The 17,824-nt window shown below is 57.6% G+C and carries 18 protein-coding genes; 1 reads left to right on the top strand and 17 read right to left on the bottom strand.

Translation table 11 applies throughout. From position 1 onward, the window contains the following. Positions 1–11 precede the first annotated feature (11 nt). The 7 genes from F0155_RS05950 to F0155_RS05920 form a co-directional block, all read right to left on the bottom strand. Complete coding sequence (locus tag F0155_RS05950) at positions 12–890, bottom strand: sugar phosphate isomerase/epimerase family protein (RefSeq protein ID WP_150523569.1); 879 nt, start codon at positions 888–890, stop codon at positions 12–14. A gap of 212 nt (positions 891–1,102) precedes the next feature. Then, positions 1,103–1,909 carry a citryl-CoA lyase gene (locus F0155_RS05945; protein WP_150523568.1) on the bottom strand — a complete coding sequence of 269 codons (807 nt, stop codon included), beginning with the start codon at positions 1,907–1,909 and terminating at the stop codon, positions 1,103–1,105. A gap of 1 nt (position 1,910) precedes the next feature. Then, positions 1,911–3,794 (bottom strand): bifunctional sugar phosphate isomerase/epimerase/4-hydroxyphenylpyruvate dioxygenase family protein, encoded by a 1,884-nt coding sequence (locus tag F0155_RS05940; protein ID WP_244303464.1) that lies wholly within the window; start codon positions 3,792–3,794, stop codon positions 1,911–1,913. Further along, on the bottom strand, positions 3,791–5,086 hold the full coding sequence (locus F0155_RS05935) for a TRAP transporter large permease (protein ID WP_150523567.1): 1,296 nt from the start codon (positions 5,084–5,086) through the stop codon (positions 3,791–3,793). The genes F0155_RS05940 and F0155_RS05935 overlap by 4 nt, the downstream gene beginning before the upstream one ends. Next, entirely contained in the window at positions 5,083–5,643 is a 561-nt protein-coding gene (locus F0155_RS05930) for a TRAP transporter small permease (protein WP_150523566.1), read from the bottom strand. The genes F0155_RS05935 and F0155_RS05930 overlap by 4 nt, the downstream gene beginning before the upstream one ends. A gap of 29 nt (positions 5,644–5,672) precedes the next feature. Further along, entirely contained in the window at positions 5,673–6,686 is a 1,014-nt protein-coding gene (gene dctP / locus F0155_RS05925) for a TRAP transporter substrate-binding protein DctP (protein WP_150523565.1), read from the bottom strand. A 110-nt stretch (positions 6,687–6,796) separates the two neighbouring features. Beyond that, positions 6,797–7,891 (bottom strand): Gfo/Idh/MocA family protein, encoded by a 1,095-nt coding sequence (locus F0155_RS05920; protein ID WP_150523564.1) that lies wholly within the window; start codon positions 7,889–7,891, stop codon positions 6,797–6,799. A 176-nt stretch (positions 7,892–8,067) separates the two neighbouring features. Here F0155_RS05920 and F0155_RS05915 point away from each other — a divergent pair, with 176 nt between their 5' ends. Beyond that, entirely contained in the window at positions 8,068–8,724 is a 657-nt protein-coding gene (locus tag F0155_RS05915; RefSeq protein ID WP_150523563.1) for a GntR family transcriptional regulator, read from the top strand. A 13-nt stretch (positions 8,725–8,737) separates the two neighbouring features. Here the strand turns inward: F0155_RS05915 and F0155_RS05910 are convergent, their stop codons facing one another. From F0155_RS05910 to pobA, 10 genes are all read right to left on the bottom strand, one after another. Next, positions 8,738–10,051 carry a TRAP transporter large permease gene (locus F0155_RS05910; RefSeq protein ID WP_150523562.1) on the bottom strand — a complete coding sequence of 438 codons (1,314 nt, stop codon included), beginning with the start codon at positions 10,049–10,051 and terminating at the stop codon, positions 8,738–8,740. Continuing rightward, positions 10,048–10,632, bottom strand: a complete 585-nt coding sequence (locus tag F0155_RS05905) for a TRAP transporter small permease (RefSeq protein WP_150523561.1) — start codon at positions 10,630–10,632, stop codon at positions 10,048–10,050. Before F0155_RS05905 ends, F0155_RS05910 begins: the two co-directional genes overlap by 4 nt. Before the next feature lie 68 nt (positions 10,633–10,700). Next, complete coding sequence (locus F0155_RS05900; protein WP_150523560.1) at positions 10,701–11,744, bottom strand: TRAP transporter substrate-binding protein; 1,044 nt, start codon at positions 11,742–11,744, stop codon at positions 10,701–10,703. 131 nt (positions 11,745–11,875) lie between these two features. Further along, positions 11,876–13,192: a lyase family protein gene (locus F0155_RS05895; protein ID WP_150523559.1), complete on the bottom strand. Its 1,317-nt coding sequence runs from the start codon at positions 13,190–13,192 to the stop codon at positions 11,876–11,878. 30 nt (positions 13,193–13,222) lie between these two features. Further along, positions 13,223–14,056 carry a 3-oxoadipate:acetyl-CoA acetyltransferase gene (locus F0155_RS05890; RefSeq protein ID WP_150523558.1) on the bottom strand — a complete coding sequence of 278 codons (834 nt, stop codon included), beginning with the start codon at positions 14,054–14,056 and terminating at the stop codon, positions 13,223–13,225. A gap of 12 nt (positions 14,057–14,068) precedes the next feature. Continuing rightward, entirely contained in the window at positions 14,069–14,692 is a 624-nt protein-coding gene (pcaG, locus tag F0155_RS05885; RefSeq protein WP_150523557.1) for a protocatechuate 3,4-dioxygenase subunit alpha, read from the bottom strand. Positions 14,693–14,694: 2 nt separating this feature from the next. Beyond that, positions 14,695–15,420 carry a protocatechuate 3,4-dioxygenase subunit beta gene (pcaH, locus tag F0155_RS05880; protein ID WP_150523556.1) on the bottom strand — a complete coding sequence of 242 codons (726 nt, stop codon included), beginning with the start codon at positions 15,418–15,420 and terminating at the stop codon, positions 14,695–14,697. Then, the gene (gene pcaC, locus F0155_RS05875; RefSeq protein WP_150523555.1) at positions 15,417–15,833 is read right to left on the bottom strand and encodes a 4-carboxymuconolactone decarboxylase; all 417 of its coding nucleotides are present in this window, start codon (positions 15,831–15,833) and stop codon (positions 15,417–15,419) included. The genes pcaH and pcaC overlap by 4 nt, the downstream gene beginning before the upstream one ends. Then, positions 15,826–16,617: a 3-oxoadipate enol-lactonase gene (gene pcaD, locus F0155_RS05870; protein ID WP_150523554.1), complete on the bottom strand. Its 792-nt coding sequence runs from the start codon at positions 16,615–16,617 to the stop codon at positions 15,826–15,828. Before pcaD ends, pcaC begins: the two co-directional genes overlap by 8 nt. Continuing rightward, positions 16,617–17,786 (bottom strand): 4-hydroxybenzoate 3-monooxygenase, encoded by a 1,170-nt coding sequence (gene pobA / locus F0155_RS05865; protein WP_150523553.1) that lies wholly within the window; start codon positions 17,784–17,786, stop codon positions 16,617–16,619. The genes pcaD and pobA overlap by 1 nt, the downstream gene beginning before the upstream one ends. Positions 17,787–17,824 lie beyond the last annotated feature (38 nt).

The raw sequence follows: 17,824 nt of genomic DNA, 5'->3' as shown, positions 1-17,824 counted from the left end.
TCATTTGAAGATCAGGCGGCAACCTGTTCAAGGGTGCGGCGTTTGGATCGGGCCTGCCCGAAGGTTTTCTTCGCGTGGGTCAGGCAACGTCTGGCGTGTTCCTCGTAGCCGAGTTCGGCCACGCGGCTCTGGTTCGGAAGTTCGATGGAGTAATCGACCGGCGGAATGCGCTCGATGATGCCGGCAAAGTCGATCCAGCCCTCACCGGGATAAAGGCGCGCATCGCGGGCCAGCTGAATCATGCCTTCGCGCGTGTCGGCGATACCTGGAAGACAGTCGGAAATATGGAGGAAGTGCAGAAGGTTCGGCGGTACATGCAGCAACTCGCCGAGATCCACGCGGCTGAGGTGGAGATAAAGCGTGTCCACCAGAATGCCGGAGTTGGGCCGATCAGCCGCCCGGACGATATCCAGCGCCTCATCCAGCGTTCTCAGGCGCGAAAAACTCGGGAATTCAAGATCAACGGTCAGACCATAGGGCGCTGCCAGATCACAGGTTTCAGCATAGACATCGACGATAAAGTTCCGGTCATCCCGTGCCTTGGTCCAGGCGCTCATGATCATCCGGCTTGCGCCAAGCTCTCCGCCGAGTTCCAGAGCGCGCTCGAAGTTGCGCGGGTCGCAGTCTTCAGTCACGCGCGCAAGCTCGATGTCGAGAACCTTCAGGCCTGTGCTGGCCAGCGCAGTTTTCGTGGCCTGTATCTGTGCCTGATCAATCGGGTCTTCGGGAAACTCGCCGGGGACGTTCATCTTGATCAGACGAGGGCTGACAGCATCGTAGCCAGCGCGGGCGGCGATATAGACCAGTTCCGGCGCAGTTGCCCCGATCAGGGTCAAATGCGCCAGAGAATAGAGCGGTTCAGTCGACGCGATCGCTTGCCAGCCCGACATGGCGGTTCACTCCCAATTGGACCTGCGGCCCAAGTTGTAAATTATATTTTTCAAAATATCAGATATTTTTTATTCTATCAACTATTCGAGTTCGAATTTTGACGGAGGGTGGCAGTGCAGCTTCCACCGCTGAAAAAAGACAAGGGCTCCCAAACGGAAGCCCTTGTGACTGCGCATAAAAAGCAGGGCGCGATATATTCGTGAATGAAGCCTCAGGACGGCTCATACATGGGCAGATAGGCAGGTGGCATGGGCCCCTTGTTGCGGCCACCCTGCTGCGTTTGTTCCCAGCCATGGGCCAGAATTCCGATGGAGCGCGACAGGCAGAACAGTCCCCGCGACAGCGGCGCCGGGAATCCCAGCTCGCAGAAGATCACTGCCGTTGCCCCGTCGATATTCATTGCTATCGGGACCTTTCGCTCACTGCCGATAGCTGCCTGCACGGCCTCGCCAATATCGGCAAAGCGGCCTGATACCGTTCCCTGTTCTGCCGCTTCGCGAACGAGCTGCATCAGGCGCGGCGCGCGCGGGTCGACCGGCTTGTGGAACCGGTGACCGAAACCGGAGACGATCTTGCCGTAAGTTTCACGCCAGGCGGCGAGCCCCTCGCTGACGGCGGTTTCCATGTTGGCACCGGCATCAATCCGCTCGGCAATATCATAATAAAGCTCGGCACATTGTTCGCCCGCCCCGCCATGGATATCTCCAAGCATGTTCAGCCCGGTTGCCATGACATTGTTGAGACCGATGCCGCAGGTCGCTGCCATGCGGGCAGCGGCGATGGACGGGGCTTGCGGACCATGGTCGACACCAGCCACCAATGCGCATTCCAGCAGCGCAGCCTGCTGCGGCGTAGGGTTTCCGCCTGCAACCATCAGCCAGATCATCTGACCCAGACCAACATTGCCGATGAGATCCTGTATCGGTGTGCCGCGGAAAGCGATCTTCCCCGGTGCCATGTCGATGATCGAGGTACGCCACCATTTGCGGACGGCTTGCGCATCCGGATTGTCAGTCATGTCATTTGGCCTTGTTTTTCTGATAGCGCATTTGCGCTGCAAGACGGATGGGCGCGTTGCGTGCGCCATACCCCTGATAGCTGCGCCTCCGTTCGACGATTTCAAAGAAGAACCCGTCGAAGATCGGCACGCTGTAGATCTGGAAATACTCGCTCGTGCGGTCCCTGTCGTAGAGGATATGCCCGGCTTGGAGCTGATCGATCACATCGTCAGCAAGGCCAAATCGTGCCTTGAGATCAGCGTAGTAGTTCTCCGGCATCTGCAGGCGCTCAAAGCCTGCCTTTTGCAGTTGGGACGAGGTTTCAAAGATATCATCGGTCAGGAAGGCTATGTGCTGCACACCTGCCCCGAACCGGTCCGCCAGAAAGGCTCCGGCAAATGTCCGCCGCGGCCCCGCCCCATTCAGGTTCAGCCGCACCTCGCCTTCAGGACTGGAGATAGCCTGACTGAGCACGATGCCCAGCGGGTCCGGCACATCGACAATCGGGCTTTTGTCCATCTCAAATGTCGATGTGTAGTAAGTCAGCCAGCTCTGCATCTCCTGATAGCGCATGGTCTGGGCGACGTGATCGATCCGGCGCAAGCCTGCAGGCTGGGTTGCTTCGGCATTGGGAACAGCATCAAACTCAATGTCCCAGACCCGGTGGAGGTCGGACTTCTCGTCAATGAAATGGACTACATTTCCGCCCACCCCCTTGATCGCCGGAATGTCCAGCTCGCCGGTTCCAACGGGCTGCGAAAACACCGGAGCCCCGAGAGCCTTTGCCCGCGCAACCGTCTTTGCTGCATCTGCCACCCGCAGTCCCATGTCGCAGACCGAGGGTCCGTGTTCGCGGAAGGTTTCCGCCGAAAACCCTTCGGTTTCCATGTTGACGACAATATTCACCGCGCCCTGACGCCACAGCTCTACATTCTTGGAAATATGACGCCGTTCCATGCGAAAGCACATGCGGTTGAGCATGGTTTTCAGCTGCGCACCGGTTGCCTCGTTGGTGGCAAACTCGACGAATTCGATGCCGGTTGCATGCACGCGCGGCGGCAGGTCCGGAATCGGAGCCTCCAGAGCAGGCTCCGTTCTGGCCACATCATCCAGAAGATTGACCAGAGAGCGATAGGCATCGCGGGTAAAGCTTTCGCTTCCGGCAAGTGACGTGGTGCTGACACGGGCAATCGACCAGGGGCCCTGATACCCGGCCTTTGCCAGAACGCGGACGAAACCACCGAGCTTCAAGCCACCCTGCCCCGGCAGCATTCCGAATTCCCGTTTCAGCTTGCGCACATCAACATCAAAGGCCGGTGCGTCTGACAACTGAACATGAAACAGCTTGTCACCTGGAATATCCCGCAAATGCGAGGGCATGGACCCGTCGGCGAGCGAGAAGAAACTGTTCAGGGCAAGCCCGAAATTGGCCCTGTCGACCTTCTGAACCATGGCCAGAGCACCGGCATCGGTCTGAACAAACCGGCCCCAAGGCAGCGCGATATAGGCGATTTTGATGCCGCGCGCCGAAGCCCGATCAGCAAGTTCTGTCAGGTCGCGGAGATGATCTTCCTCGTTGGGACTTGCTTGCGGATGCGCCGTTGACCCGACCAGAAGCGTTTTGGCGCCCAGCTGGTTCAAAAGGTCGAGTTTGAGTTCAAGGCGCTCAAAGGCGCTGAACCGGCTTTCCCCATCAAGCCCTTCAAAATCATGGAACGGATGAAAGACCTCGATGCGAAGGCCCAGATCCTCAACCTGCTTGCGGATTTCGTCGGGCGAGCCCGCAAAGCCGGTCAGGTCCGGCTCGTAGAGTTCGATCCCGGTGAAACCGGCCGCGCTGATCGCGGCCAGTTTTTCCGAGAGGTCACCAGGTACTGATGTGGTGGCGACCGAAAGGCGCATCATCCCTGATACCCCAGCAGACGCGGAAGCCAGAGAACGAGATCCGGCGCCAGGATCAGCAGCAGAAGCGCTGCGACCAGAACACCCAGAAACGCCCAGATTTCCGCAATGATTTCCTTCAACGGAATGCCGGTTACGGCATTGATCACAAAGAGAAGGATGCCATAGGGCGGCGTGATCAGCCCAATCATGGAATTCACCACGACAAGGACGCCGAAGTGCACCAGATCGATCCCGAGCGCCTTGCAGGTCGGGATGAACAACGGAACGATCACCAGAATGATGGTCGTTGCATCCAGAACGCAGCCCAACAGCAGGATCAGAACGTTTACGGCCAGAAGGAAGACAATCGGATGAACGTCAATCCCGGTCAGATAGGCCGACATCATGCCCGGAATGTTCTCCGAGATGACGACAAAGTTCAGGATCAAGGCCCCACCGATGACAACACCGACCGCAGCCGACGAGCGCGCGCTTTCGACGAGAATGTCATAGAGCGAGCGGAACGACAGCGCACGATAGAACACCGCAGCAAGGATCAACGCATAGAAGGCAGCAACCGCAGCGGCTTCAGTTGGTGTCGTGACACCGCCATAAATGCCGTAGAGCAGGATGACCGGCATCAGCAAGGCCGGAAAGGCATTGGATGTGATCTTCGGCAGTTCCTTGAGCGGAACCGGCTCTTCCATGGCAAAGCCGCGCTTCGTGGACAGATAGGTGTTCATCCCCATCAACACCGCTCCCATGACCAGACCCGGCAAAATGCCCGCGAGAAACAAGGCCCCGATGGAGCTGTTCGAAACAAGCGCATAGAGAACCATGGGAATGGACGGCGGAATGATCGGACCGATGGTTGCCGTCGCAGCCGTAATGGCGGCTGCATATCCAGAGCTGTAGCGACCGTCCTTTGTCATCATGCCGATGATGATCTTGCCAAGGCCCGCGGCATCAGCCACCGCCGAGCCGGACATCCCCGAGAAGATCAGAGATGCGACGACGTTCACGTGCCCCAGCCCGCCACGGAAGCGACCGACAAGGGCCACGCAGAAATTCAGCAGCCGATCGGAAATCGTGCCTGCATTCATGATGTTGGCGGCAACGATGAACAGCGGCACGGCCAGAAGCACGAAGCTGTTGTAGAGGCCCTGCAGGATCTTCTCGCCTGCAAGGGCAACATCAAGACCTGCCGCACCGAGATAGACGACTGATGCCAGGATAATGGAATACCCGATGGGCGTGCCGATACCGGCAAGTCCGAACAGGGTGATCAGGCAAAGGGCGAGTTCAATACTCATACCACGTCCTCCCCGTGTCTGAGATGCGGCGGCTCCGGCTCATGGCCGGGTATGGCGTGATCGTCATCCGGAGGCCCTTTTCGCAAGACCTCGACAAAGCGCCAGGAGTAGCGAACGATCACAGCCAGCATGAAAACGGCGTAGATCGAAAAGATCGTCCGCATGGGTATCTTTTGGCCGGTGAAGGGATCGGGAACCGTGGTGGTCTTCCGGATCTTCATCCAGTCGATGTAGTCCCATGTGGGCAAAAAGGCCCAAACCATGCCAAGAACAATTGCGGCGGCCGAGATCAGCGCGAGGACCTTGCGGATGCGCGTTGGCGCAGCAAGGTAGAAGATGTCAAAGGTGACATGATCCTTCTCCTTCACCACGAAGGCGCAGCCAAAAAAGACGATCCAGACCCAGAGAATGAGACAAAGCTCAAGCGTCCAGCCGAATGGGGTTTGCAGGACGTAGCGCGAGAATATCTGAACCAGAAAGGTCAGGAACATCGCCGCCAACATTGCGGCGGCGATGAATTCTGCACTACGGGTGAATAGCTTGAGAGCCTTTTGCATCGCATTCCTCCCGTAGCGATGAGCCGCTCTTACTTGCTACCCAGAGCGTTGATCTTTTCCAGAACGCCTTGCGGCCAGCTGGCTGCAAATTCGCTTTCCAGATACATGCCCTGTACCTGGTTGCGGAACGCGGCAAGATCCGGCTCATAAACGGCAAGCCCCTGCTCTTCGAGGAATGCGACCAGGCTGGCTTCCTTCTCAAGCTGCTTCTGGCGGCCGGACTCAGCAGCAGCATCGGCAGCAGCCTGCAGCTTTGCCTGCTGGTCTGCAGCAAGACCGTCCCACAGCGACTTGGAGATCGCGATGTAGTTCAGGTCGACAAGATGCGACGTCAGAACGATCTGTTTGGTGACTTCGTAGAACTTGGCATCGACCACCGTCGGAAGCGGGTTGTCCTGACCATCAACAGCGCCGGTGGACAGAGCCGTGTAGACTTCGGCAAATGCCATCGGGGTCGGGGCTGCGCCGAGTGCCTTGCCGAGGAACTGCCATGCATCGGTGCCCGGCATGCGAAGGTTCACACCGGCGAGATCAGCCGGGGTCTTGACGGTCAGCTCGTCCTTCGACTGGCGAAGGTTTACCTGACGGCGGCCAAGATACATCACGGACAGCAGCTTGACGCCGAGTTCGTCTTCAGCCTTTGCCTTGAACGCATCCATCAGCGGATCGTTGAAGACCGCGACCTGATGGGCTGCATCCTGATGAACATAGCCAGCAGTGAAGATGGAGAACTCCGGGAAGAACTGTGCCAGTTCCTGTGCAGAGGTGATGGACATTTCCAGATTGCCGCGAGAGATCGCGTCCAGCTCTGTGCCCTGCGCAAAGATGGTGCCGTTGTAGCTCGGCTCATAGGTTGCGAAGTCGGCAACCATCGGAGCGAAGACTTCAGCCAGCGCGACAGACCGCTGATCCGTTTCGGAACCGGACGTTGCCATGCGCAATTTGATCTTTTCGGCAGCAAAAGCCGGAACTGCGAGACCAGCAGTCAGACCCAGTGCGGTAACAGTTGCCACAAGGGTGCGGCGTGAGATTTTCGACAGCATTTCAATTCCTCCCATCGATTGACCTATCGAGACCTGAGATCTTAACGCTTAAATGATTATTCCTGTTTTGCAATATGTTTTTAAAAATATCTGATATTTTTGATTTACACTTACGCGGTAGCCGAACTGAACATGTCTTTGGCCGGCGCAAACGCCTGCTCCTGTTCAACGAGAGAAACCGGCTCCCCAATTTCCGAAGCTTTCTCAATTGCCTCAATGACTTGAAGGGACTTCAAGCCTTCCTTACCGGACACAAGGCATACGGTGGCACCCCGAATGACCTCGCAAAAATGCAGCGCCTGCGCTGTCAAAGGGTCATGTGCTTCAGCAAGAAGCGAAGTCGCCGAAATCGGGCTCCACCAATCCGGTTGAGCCTCGTGTTTCCAGACGCGAAGGTCCGGAATGGAGAGAGCGCCTTCCGACCCACCGATGAGGTAACAGCTTTGGTTGGTTGCCGGATATGCAGGATTTTCACGGGCCGTCAGCTCCCAACTCCAGGGCGAGACTACGGAGTCGGACACACTCAGTGTAGCCACTGCCCCCGACGCAAATTCGAGGATTGCCGCAGCAAGATCCTCGTTTTCGTATTTTCGGATGGATGGGCGCGCCACGGCGCGAACACGTTCGACATCGCCGCAAAAATGGCGCAGCAGGTCGACGTCGTGGACGAGATTGACCGACACAGGACCGGCACCATGAAGCTTGCGCCACGCAGCGGCGTCAAAATAGCTATCGGGCTTGTAGAACCAGCAGGTTGCCTGAACCGATCGGATTGCGCCGATCCGCCCCTCATCGATTGCCGCCTTTGCAGCGCGGATGAGTGGATTATGCCGGCGGTGATGCCCGACAAGCAGTGGGACCCTTGCCTGCTCAGCCGCCTCGACAAGGCGCGAAGCCTCGGCGGACGTAACTGCAATCGGCTTTTCCACTAGAACCGGGCATCCGTTTGCAACACATTCCAGGCCCTGTTCAACATGAAGCGGTGTCGGGGTTGCGAGGATGACCCCGTCGGGGCCGTCTTTGGCAAACATGTCCGAGAGGCTTGCGTAGCACGGCACACCATGGCGCAGCACCTGCTCTCTGGCCGCATCGTGCGGCTCCACGATTGCTGCCAGCTCGATCTGCGGGATGCGAATGAGCGTTTCGACGTGACGTTTTCCGACAAGACCGTACCCGACGACGGCCAGACGCGTTATTTCCGGCATTTGAAGTGTCCCAGCTGCCGCGACCAATTCGCGGTCTCAAATGCCTACATCAGATAAATGATATAATCAATAATATCGGATATTTTTAGTTTTTACCTAATAAACCGATACTTGTGATAATTACCCTCAAGCATTAGAGTTCCTGCAACATTCGGAAAAATCAGATGGTTTGAATGATGGCCAAAACGCTAAGCACCGTCGGCTCCACGACCTATCAGCGCATCAAGCGCGACATCATTTTTGGTGAACTTGCGCCGGGTTCCAAGCTGAAGCTGGACCGATTGCGCGAGCGCTATGAGGCCAGCATGTCAACCTTGCGGGAAACGCTCAGCCGCCTTTCAAGCGAAGGCTTTGTTGCTGCCGAAGAACAACGGGGTTTCTTTGTCACCCCTGTTTCCCGGGAAGACCTGACCGAGATCGCCAATCTGCGGGTGCTTCTGGAGTGTCATGCGCTGTCGCTGTCCATTCCCAACGGCGATACAGAGTGGGAAGGAAATCTGGTTGCCGCCCATCACAAGCTGCACCTGATGGAAAAGCGCATGTTATCGGGTGACGCGTCCAGCCGCGAAGAATGGAAACGGTTTGACTGGGAGTTTCATCTCGCCACCATCCAGGCCTGCGGCTCCGCGAACCTTCTGGCCCTCCACGCCATCCTCTATGACAAATACCTCAGATACCAAATGCTCGTCCTGACCCATCGTGGAGACGAAGCCGTTGCCGAGCACCGCGACATTTTTGACGCGGCGCTCGAGCGAAATGCCGACAAGGCCGTGAAGGTACTGCAGGCGCATATCCTGAATGGCCTGCATCACACGCTGGAACAGATGTCCTGATCGCGTCCGGTTGTTACGGCAACAGGAACAAGGTGATTGCCGGGAACAGGACCAGCAAGATCACGCGTAGGATATCCGAGGTAATGAACCACATCACCGCCTTGTAGGTCTGGACCATCGGCGTTGACCGATCCATGGCGTTGATGATGAAGAGGTTCATGCCCACAGGTGGGGTTATCAGGCCGACTTCCACAACGATCAGGACCAGAATTCCGAACCAGATCGCCACATGTTCCGGGCTCATGCCAAAATCGAGGGCACTGATGACCGGAAAGAAGATCGGAATGGTCAGCAGGATCATCGACAAGCTGTCCATCAGGCAGCCGAAGACGAGGTAGAAGATCAGGATCAGCGTGAGCACGGCCATCGGGCTGAGCCCCTGATCTATCACCCATCCCGACAGCTCTTGCGGAACCTGTGTCAGCGCGAGGAAACTGTTGTAGAACCCTGCCCCGAGCACAATGAAGAAGATCATCGCAGTACTGACAGCAGTCTGCAGGATCGCGTCCTTGAAAAGCGCCCAGGTCATGTTGCCGGACGCAAGCGCGACCAGACCCGTACAGGCAGCGCCAACAGCCGCGCCTTCCGTTGGGGTGAACCAACCGAGATAAATGCCGCCCACAACGAGGCCGAAGACGACCAGAACCGGCCAGACATCAACGAGCGCCTTCAGGCGCTCCGAATAAGGCACCGGCTCGCGCGTTCCTGCCGCATCCGGATTGACGCGCACATAGATCGAAATGGTGATGATGTAGCCGATTGCGGCCAGAATGCCCGGCACGAATGCCGCCAGAAACAGCTTGGCGATGTTCTGTTCGGTCAGGATCGCGTAGATCACCAGAATGACGGATGGCGGGATCAGGATGCCGAGGGTTCCTCCTGCAGCCAGCGTTGCAGTCGCAAAGCCGCCCGAATAGCCGTATTGCTTGAGTTCCGGCAAGGCGACGCGACTCATTGTTGCAGCAGTTGCAAGGGATGAACCGCAGATGGCGCCAAATCCTGCACAAGCCCCGATGGCCGACATGGCCACACCGCCCTTGCGGTGACCCAACCAGCTTTCCGATGCCTTGAACAAGGCAGAAGACATTCCGGACAGGGTTGCAAACTGCCCCATCAGGAGAAACATCGGGATGATGGTCAGCGAGTAGTTGGAGAAGGTCGAATAGGTTTCGCTCTTCAGCTTGGACAGCACCACATGCGAGCCACCCATCGCCAGATAAAGCCCCGCGATGCCGCACACCATCATGGCAAGACCGATGGGCGCGCGCAGGAAAATCAGAATAAGGAGTACCGGGAAGGACAGGTATCCGAGCTCGAGCATGCTCAATGGACCGCTCCTTCACCTGTCGGGAGCACGTGGCGCCCGGTAAACAATTCGATCATGCGGGCAGCCGCGCAATAGACCCCGACAAGGGACGCCACAACGGCTGCCACAAAACTGGCGGCATAGGCCCACCAGACGGGAAACTGCAGCAGGAACGTTGTCTCCCCGTATTCCATCTTGGACACCATGCCCTCATAGAGCCGCCAGGTGATCAGGATAATCACCGCAGTCAGGAGCACTTCCCAGAAGGTTCGGAGGAACTTGTTGAAACCATCGCTCATGAAGGAGGCAAAGACATCCACGGTCGCGTGGCCGCCCTTGAGCTGGCAAATCGGCAGAAAGGCGAAGATGGCGAAGGCAATTCCTGCCTCAACCAGCTCGAAGTCGCCCGTCACCGGGCCGACACCTGTACTGATGATGGCGTTGGAGAGGATTTCGGAAAAATCTGTCACCAGACCCGAATGACCAAAGGTGTTCAAGCCGCGTCCCAATACGCTGACACAGGTCAACAAGACCAGAAGTGTCAACACCACGCCGCCGATATAGGCCACCAGTCTCGCTATGCGCTCGATAAAATCGTGCACGCACGCCTCCCCCGCATGTCATAAAAAAGTCCCGCCAGCAGCCTGCGCTGGCGGGATCTGATCTTGTTTTATTTCGTGTTGGCTTCGATCAGCTCAAGCGCCCGACCCCGAAGAGCTGCACCGTCGATGCCCTTGTCAGACATTTCGCCGATCCAGTTGTCGATGGTCGGCTGGGCCGCTTCCTTCCAGCGCGCGACTTCTTCCGGCGGCAGGTCGATCAGGTTGTTGCCGAGATCGATCGCCAGCTGGCGCGGACCTGCATCATCCGACTGCATCTGCTTGCCGGCAGCTGCGGAGAACTCGATGCCAGAGTTGGCATCAATCACCGCCTTCAGGTCATCGGGAAGAGCATTGTACCGATCCTTGTTCATCGCGAAGATGAAGGTGGTCGTGTAGAGCGTCTGATCGCCGAAGGACGTGTGGTTCTTGACGAGCTCACCAACTTTCAGTGCCTGCGTGACTTCCCACGGAATGACAGCTGCGTCGATCACGCCCTTGGACAGCGCTTCGGGAACTGCCGGAACAGGCATGCCAACCGGAGTGGCGCCAAGGTTTCCGAACATGGCCGTGGTGATGCGGGTCGGGCCACGCAGCTTCACGCCGTTCAGGTCTTCCAGCTTTTCAATCGGCGTCTTGGAGTGGATGAGGCCGGGTCCGTGAACCCAAAGACCCAGAACCTTGAAGTCCTTGAAGTCCTGATCCATCATCGTTTCTTCGGCCAACTGCCAGTAGGCGCGCGAAACCGCTTCGGCGTTCGTCATCGTGAACGGAAGCTCGAAAACCTCCGCGCGTGAGAACCGGCCCGGAGTGTAACCGCCAACGGTCCACACCACATCGGCAACGCCATCAATCACCTGATCGATGAGTTCCGGCGGCTTTCCGCCCAGCTGCATGGACGGGAAGTGTTGAACTTCGATCCGGCCACCAGACTCTTTGGCGATCTTGTCCGCCCAGGGCTGCAGGATGTTTTTCGGCACGTTGGCCTGTGCAGGCAGGAACTGGTGCATGCGCAGGGTAACTTCTGCGGCATTTGCCACAGCCCCGCCCAGAATTGCTCCACCTACCGATGCAGCAAGAAGTCCCTTCAAAAGTGTCCGACGCAGTTTGATCATTGTGTCCTCCCTGACAAACTGGTGATCCTCAAGACAATTGCCGTTGTCAGTTTCTTCGGCAATTTAGTTACATTAGAAACTTGTTTTGTCCAGTCGCAATCTTGCGTATTCCGGCTTTCAGACGAAATATTTCATCCCTCACGCCTCTCCATACCCCTTTTGGTTCGGACTGCGAATATTGCATTGGCAACGCTTTTAGCCGGATCGATGTAGTGGGAAAGGCTGTCGAAAGCGCCCCAATCCGCTGCCGGATGGCGCTGTCTGAGTGTTTCAAGGAAAGGCGCTCCACCTGCCAAGGCATCCTTGACTGCGCGGGTAGCGGCCTCGTGTCCAATCTCACCTGCGATCACGCTTGTTGCGGCTTCCACCAATGTCTCGGGCATCGCCATGACACGCTCTCGCATGGCAGCGGCATCGGGTCGAAAGTCATTCATCAGCACCTGCGCGTGGCGCAGCGCTGCTCCGGCTGCAGAAAAAAGCTGAGGCATCAAATGCCATTCGAGAGGCCATGTTCTGCCGTCCCGTTCCTCGCCATGAACGGCGCTGGCGCTGAGACCTGCCATCAAGGACGTCGCAAGGAGCGCGATCGATTGGAGAAATTCGGCAACGACCGGATTGGACTTGTGCGGCATGGCCGATGATCCGCCACCGGGGCCCGCCGAAAGCTCGGCAATCTCGCCTCGCGACGACAGGCTGATGTCAGCGCCGATCTTGGCCAATGCCGCAATCAAGCGCTCCAGCCATCCACTGAGTTCGCGAATGGAAGACCGGTCGGTGTGCCAAGGCGCAGCGTTCTCAAGCCCCAGTCTTTCGGCAAGCCTTGCAGCCAGCTGCTGCCCATGGACCCCGACACTGCTACGACTGCCAGATGCGCCGCCGAACTGGACCTTGAAGGCTCTGGATGCAATGTGATGCTGGTCCGCCTCCAGCGCAACAAGTGGCTGGGCCCATTGGGCAATTCTCAATCCGAGGGTAATCGGTGTTGCCAATTGACCGCGCGTTCGGGCAAGCATCACCGTTTCAGCATGGGAAGATGCTTTTTTCTCCAGTGCATCAATCAGTGCGTTCAGTCGCGCTGTCAGAAGACCAAATGCCTTTTGGTAGGCAAGGCTGAAGGCGGTATCGATGATGTCCTGACTGGTCGCCCCGAAATGCACCCAGCCAGCATACTCACTGCCGACCGCTTTCCGAAACTGACGAACGAACTCGGGAACCGGAACGCCGGCAGACGCCACGCTGTGTTCGATAACGTTGTCCGCACAGGACCACCCCTCACCCGCCTTGCGTATAGCATCCGCTGCGCTTTCGGAGATCAGTCCAAGCTCCGCCTGCACTTCAGCCAGCGCCACTTCCACCCGTACCATTTCACCGGCAATGGCAGTGGACCCGAAACAGGTCTCAATCTCCCTGTCGGCAAATATCGGCGCTGTCAAAGCATCAAATGGCATGGTCTTCCTTGGTCAAGAACACGAGCGATTTCAGGTGGGCATCGGCAGATCAAGAATCCGCCGCGCCTCCTGCCATGTTGCCACAGGTCTTTCATATTTATCGCAGATTTCGGTTGCCCTGCGCACAAGTGCCACATTGGACGGCGCCAGTTCTGTTCCCGAGAGACGGATATTGTCTTCCATCCCTGTGCGCGTGTGACCTCCGGCGGCTATGCACCATTCATTGATGGTTAGTTGGTGCCGTCCAATGCCGGCAGCGCACCATTCGGCGTCCGGTGCAAGACGCTCAACCGTGCGGATGTAATAGTCAAAGACATCCCGGTCGACCGGCATGGCATTCTTCACCCCCATGACGAACTGGACATAAAGCTTGCCCGATATCCGGCCGTCCTTGTTCATCGTTGCCGCCTGATGAATGTGCGAGAGATCGAACGCCTCGACTTCCGGCTTGATGCCGTATTCGCGCATTTCGCTGGCCAGCCAGTCGACAAGATCGGGGGGATTTTCATAGACGCGGGTCGGAAAGTTGTTCGAGCCCACGGAGAGTGACGCCATGTCGGGCTTCAGCGGGAGCATCCCTCCCCGTTCTTTGCCTGCCCCCGATCGACCACCCGTCGAGAACTGGATGATCATGCCAGGACAATGCTTTTCCAGCCCCTCCTTCAAGCGGGAGAACCGCTCCGGATCGGAAGACGGGGTCTGATCTTCGTTACGCACATGGGCGTGCACGATGGTTGCTCCGGCCTCGAACGCTTCCTGAGTGGACTCGATCTGCTCACTGACCGTGATCGGAACAGCCGGATTGTTCTCCTTGCGCGGCAGGGACCCGGTGATGGCAACGCAGATGATGCAGTGCTTTGTCATGCTTCGCGGTTCTCAGATATCAAAGAAAACGGTTTCATCGAGGCCTTGCAGCTTGATGTCGAACCGGTAGACCGGCGTGCCACCCTTTTCGCCGGATCGATGGGCGAGCAGCGTTGCCCGGCGTCGCTCCCATTCAATCAGGTTCAGAACCGGGTCTTCGGCATTGGCATCCGCTTCATCTGCGAAGTAAAGCCGTGTCTGGAGGCCGACATTGATCCCGCGAGCCACGATCCAAAGGCTGATATGCGGGGCCATGGGCTTGCCCTTGGCATCGCGAACCGAACCCGGTTTGATGGTGTCAAAACCCCATTCGCCGGTCTCGAAGTCGGTTATGATCCGGCCCCAACCACGAAAGCCGTCTTCGACCTCCCCTTCATGCTCGGGATGGGCATAGATACCTTGTGAATTGGCTTGCCACGCCTCCAGCAAAACGTCCTTGATTGGCGATCCCATACCGTCGATCACGGACCCTTCGATCCGGATGCGCTCGCCCTTTGCGTTCGGACCGGCAATGTCCCAGCCAAGCTCGTGCTTGTAGATGTCGAACCCGGCAGCACCCGGTGCAAGACCGATATGGACATAAGGCCCGGCAGTCTGGGATGGCGTTTCCTTCAGATAATCCAGCATCTGCCGCATGATCAGTTGCCCTCCATACGATTTTCAAACAACGTCGAGCGGCGCCCGCGCAAAATGATATCGAACTTGTAGGCAATCGTGTCGAGCGGGATCGTTGCGTTCATGTCGAGCTGGGCGATCAGTTGCTCAATGGCCTCAGGATCCGGGATCGTGCTCACGATCGGGCATTGGCGGATCAGGGGATCACCCTCGAAATAGCATTGTGTGATCAGCCGCTGTGCGAAGGCCGTTCCGAACACCGATACATGCACATGCGCCGGGCGCCAGTTGTTCACCCAGTTACGCCAGGGATAGGCGCCGGGTTTCACGGTGCGGAAATAATAGTAGCCGTTCTCGTCAGTCAGCGTCCGGCCGCAGCCGCCGAAATTCGGATCGATCGGCGCAAGATACATATCCTTCTTGTGTCGATAGCGCCCGCCAGCATTCGCCTGCCAGATTTCGACAAGCGTATTGGGTACGGGACGCGCATTTTCATCCAGAACGCGGCCATGAAGGATAATGCGTTCGCCAATCGGGCTCTCGCCGGTCTTGGCGTAGTTTGACAGAAGGTCCCTGTCGAGCGGGTCGATATCATTGTGGCCGAAGACCGGGCCGGTCATCTCGCTGATCGTGGTTTCCAGACTGATCAGGGAATATTCCGGAGACCGCGCGACGCTTGTCTTGTAATCGGGCGTTTTGGCCGGTGCGTGCCACTGCCGGTCCCGCTGGTAAAATGGTCCTGGCTTCATCTTTGTTCCTCCCCGCCGAAGCCAGTATGCATGGTGTCTGCACGTTCCATTTCCGCATAGGTTTCTCTGGCTAGCTTCAACGCCTGATTGGCCCTTGGAACACCAGCATATATTGCGACATGTTGGAAGGCTTCCAATACATCCTGCTTGCTCGCGCCTGTTCTTGCGGTCGCGCGGATGTGCATCGGGATCTCGTCGAAGTTTCCAAGTGCGGCAAGCAGAGCCAGCGTCAACATCGAGCGCTCGCGAGGCGCAATTCCGTCAGAGGCCCAGACCGTGCCCCAGGCACTTTCGGTGATCAGCGTTTGAAACGGCTCATCGAGAGCCGACTTGTTGGCCTCTGCCCTGTCCACATGGGCATCGCCAAGCACACTGCGCCGGACACGCATTCCGGTTTCATATCGCTCAGGCATGGCGTGTCTCCTGCAAAAAGGCGTTTAGATGATTGGCAAAAACCTGTGGGGCCTCGACGCAGGGAAGATGCCCCGCCCCTGAAATCTCGACGTATTGGCTTCCGGCAATGAGGTCGCTTGTTCCACGAACAAGGGATGGCGGACTGGCGAGGTCTTCAGACCCACCGATGCAAAGAACCGGCTGGCCAAGTTTACGGGTCGTTTCGGTCAGATCCGCCCCTGCGATAGCCGCGCAGCAGCCGACATATCCGTCTGCCGGTGTACGTGTCAGCATGGATTTCCAGGCGGAAAGCTCGACAGTCTGGCGAAAGGCGGCGCTGAACCAACGCTCCAGAACTGCATCAGCAATCGAGGAAAGCCCACCTGTGCGCACCGCGTCCATCCGCTGCGCCCACATGGCTGGCTCGCCCATCTTTGCAGCCGTATTGGAAAGCACCAGCGCCTTGACCAGATCAGGCCGGTTGCCCGCGAGTTGCTGGCCGATCATGCCGCCGATGGACAGCCCGACGAACGTGCAGGTCTTCACGCCCAGATGAGAGAGCAGAGCCTCCACATCGGCAACCAGTTCGTCCATCGTGTAGGGAGATGCCGGACAGGACGACAATCCATGCCCGCGCTTGTCGAACCGGATGAAGCGATATCCGGCGCGAGGCAAGAGATCGATCACACTATCCCAAAGCCTGAGATCAGTGCCGAGAGAATTGGCAAAGACAACTGGCTCTCCGGTCGGATCACCGTCTTCTCGCCAATGCAGGTCAAATTGAGGGAGCCGTAAAACCTTCATCAGTAGGGTAGTCCCACATAATTCTGCGCAAACCACTTCTGCGCGATCTCGTTGTGGTGCAGGGATTCGATTTCCGCACGCTGCATCTTGAGATCGAAGTCTGTCTGATCCGGGAACCGGTGCAGCAAATTGGTGGTCGCCCAGCTGAAGCGCTCTGCCTTCCAGACACGGGCCAGAGCCGTCTCCGAATACTGATCGATGCCCGCAATGTCCTTGTCGCGATAGTACTGCGTAAGCGCCTCGTGGAGATAACGAACATCTGAGGCCGCGGTGTTCAGTCCCTTTGCCCCGGTGGGCGGGACAATGTGCGCGGCGTCACCACAGAGAAACAACCTTCCCCATCGCATCGGTTCGCTGACGAAGGACCGCAAGGGCGCGATGGACTTTTCGATGGATGGCCCGGTCACCAGCTTGTCGGCAACCTCCTCCGGCAATCGACGCTTCAGCTCGTCCCAGAACGCTTCGTCGCTCCAGTCTTCCACCTTGTCAGTCAACGGGCACTGAACGTAATAGCGCGACAGATTCTGGTTTCGCATGGAGCACAAGGCAAAGCCGCGCGGGGAATTGGCGTAGATCAGTTCCTCATGCACCGGGGGCGTTTCGGACAGGATGCCCAGCCAGCCGAAGGGAAAGACCTTTTCGTATTCCCGGCGCACGGTGTCAGGGATCGTTTTCCGGCTCACTCCATGGAAACCGTCGCATCCGGCTATAAAATCGCAATCAATCCGCTGCTCGGCACCGTCCTTTGCAAAAAGGACGTAAGGCCGATCAGTATCCGCATCGCATATCCGGACATCCTCTGCCTCAAAGATTGTCTTCGCCCCGACCGCATCCCGCGCGTCATAAAGATCGCGCGTAACTTCAGTCTGGCCATAGACCACCACATTCTGGCCGATCAGCTTCTGGAAATTGATCGCAAACAGCTCGTTTTCGTAGGAAATGCAGGTGCCTTCATGGATGAAGCTCTCCTTGTCCATGCGCTCGGAAACACCTGCATTGCGCATCAAATCAACAAGACCCGTTTCCAGAATGCCCGCGCGGATGCGGGAAAGCACATAGTCACGGGTCTTTCGTTCCAGGATGACCGTGTCGATCCCCGCAAGATGGAGCAGTTGCCCCAGCAACAGGCCCGACGGCCCACCTCCAACTATGACAACCTGTGACCGCATACTCACTTCCTCCAATGACAATCATCTTGATTGATCAA

The organism is Roseibium sediminis (genome assembly GCF_008711325.1).
Taxonomy (GTDB): domain Bacteria; phylum Pseudomonadota; class Alphaproteobacteria; order Rhizobiales; family Stappiaceae; genus Roseibium; species Roseibium sediminis.
Note: the sequence above shows the minus strand (reverse complement) of the source record. Positions and strands in the feature narration are given on the sequence as shown.

Bases quoted from the DNA above. Each gene is read 5' to 3' on its own strand.
- F0155_RS05945 (WP_150523568.1), bottom strand. From the start codon at position 1,909: ATGACTGACAATCCGGATGCGCAAGCCGTCCGCAAATGGTGGCGTACC.
- F0155_RS05915 (WP_150523563.1), top strand. From the start codon at position 8,068: ATGGCCAAAACGCTAAGCACCGTCGGCTCCACGACCTATCAGCGCATC.
- F0155_RS05935 (WP_150523567.1), bottom strand. From the start codon at position 5,086: ATGAGTATTGAACTCGCCCTTTGCCTGATCACCCTGTTCGGACTTGCC.
- F0155_RS05920 (WP_150523564.1), bottom strand. From the start codon at position 7,891: ATGCCGGAAATAACGCGTCTGGCCGTCGTCGGGTACGGTCTTGTCGGA.
- pcaD (WP_150523554.1), bottom strand. From the start codon at position 16,617: ATGAAGGTTTTACGGCTCCCTCAATTTGACCTGCATTGGCGAGAAGAC.
- pcaC (WP_150523555.1), bottom strand. From the start codon at position 15,833: ATGCCTGAGCGATATGAAACCGGAATGCGTGTCCGGCGCAGTGTGCTT.
- pcaH (WP_150523556.1), bottom strand. From the start codon at position 15,420: ATGAAGCCAGGACCATTTTACCAGCGGGACCGGCAGTGGCACGCACCG.
- dctP (WP_150523565.1), bottom strand. From the start codon at position 6,686: ATGCTGTCGAAAATCTCACGCCGCACCCTTGTGGCAACTGTTACCGCA.
- F0155_RS05890 (WP_150523558.1), bottom strand. From the start codon at position 14,056: ATGACAAAGCACTGCATCATCTGCGTTGCCATCACCGGGTCCCTGCCG.
- pobA (WP_150523553.1), bottom strand. From the start codon at position 17,786: ATGCGGTCACAGGTTGTCATAGTTGGAGGTGGGCCGTCGGGCCTGTTG.
- F0155_RS05930 (WP_150523566.1), bottom strand. From the start codon at position 5,643: ATGCAAAAGGCTCTCAAGCTATTCACCCGTAGTGCAGAATTCATCGCC.
- F0155_RS05940 (WP_244303464.1), bottom strand. From the start codon at position 3,794: ATGATGCGCCTTTCGGTCGCCACCACATCAGTACCTGGTGACCTCTCG.
- F0155_RS05950 (WP_150523569.1), bottom strand. From the start codon at position 890: ATGTCGGGCTGGCAAGCGATCGCGTCGACTGAACCGCTCTATTCTCTG.
- F0155_RS05895 (WP_150523559.1), bottom strand. From the start codon at position 13,192: ATGCCATTTGATGCTTTGACAGCGCCGATATTTGCCGACAGGGAGATT.
- F0155_RS05900 (WP_150523560.1), bottom strand. From the start codon at position 11,744: ATGATCAAACTGCGTCGGACACTTTTGAAGGGACTTCTTGCTGCATCG.
- pcaG (WP_150523557.1), bottom strand. From the start codon at position 14,692: ATGCGGCAGATGCTGGATTATCTGAAGGAAACGCCATCCCAGACTGCC.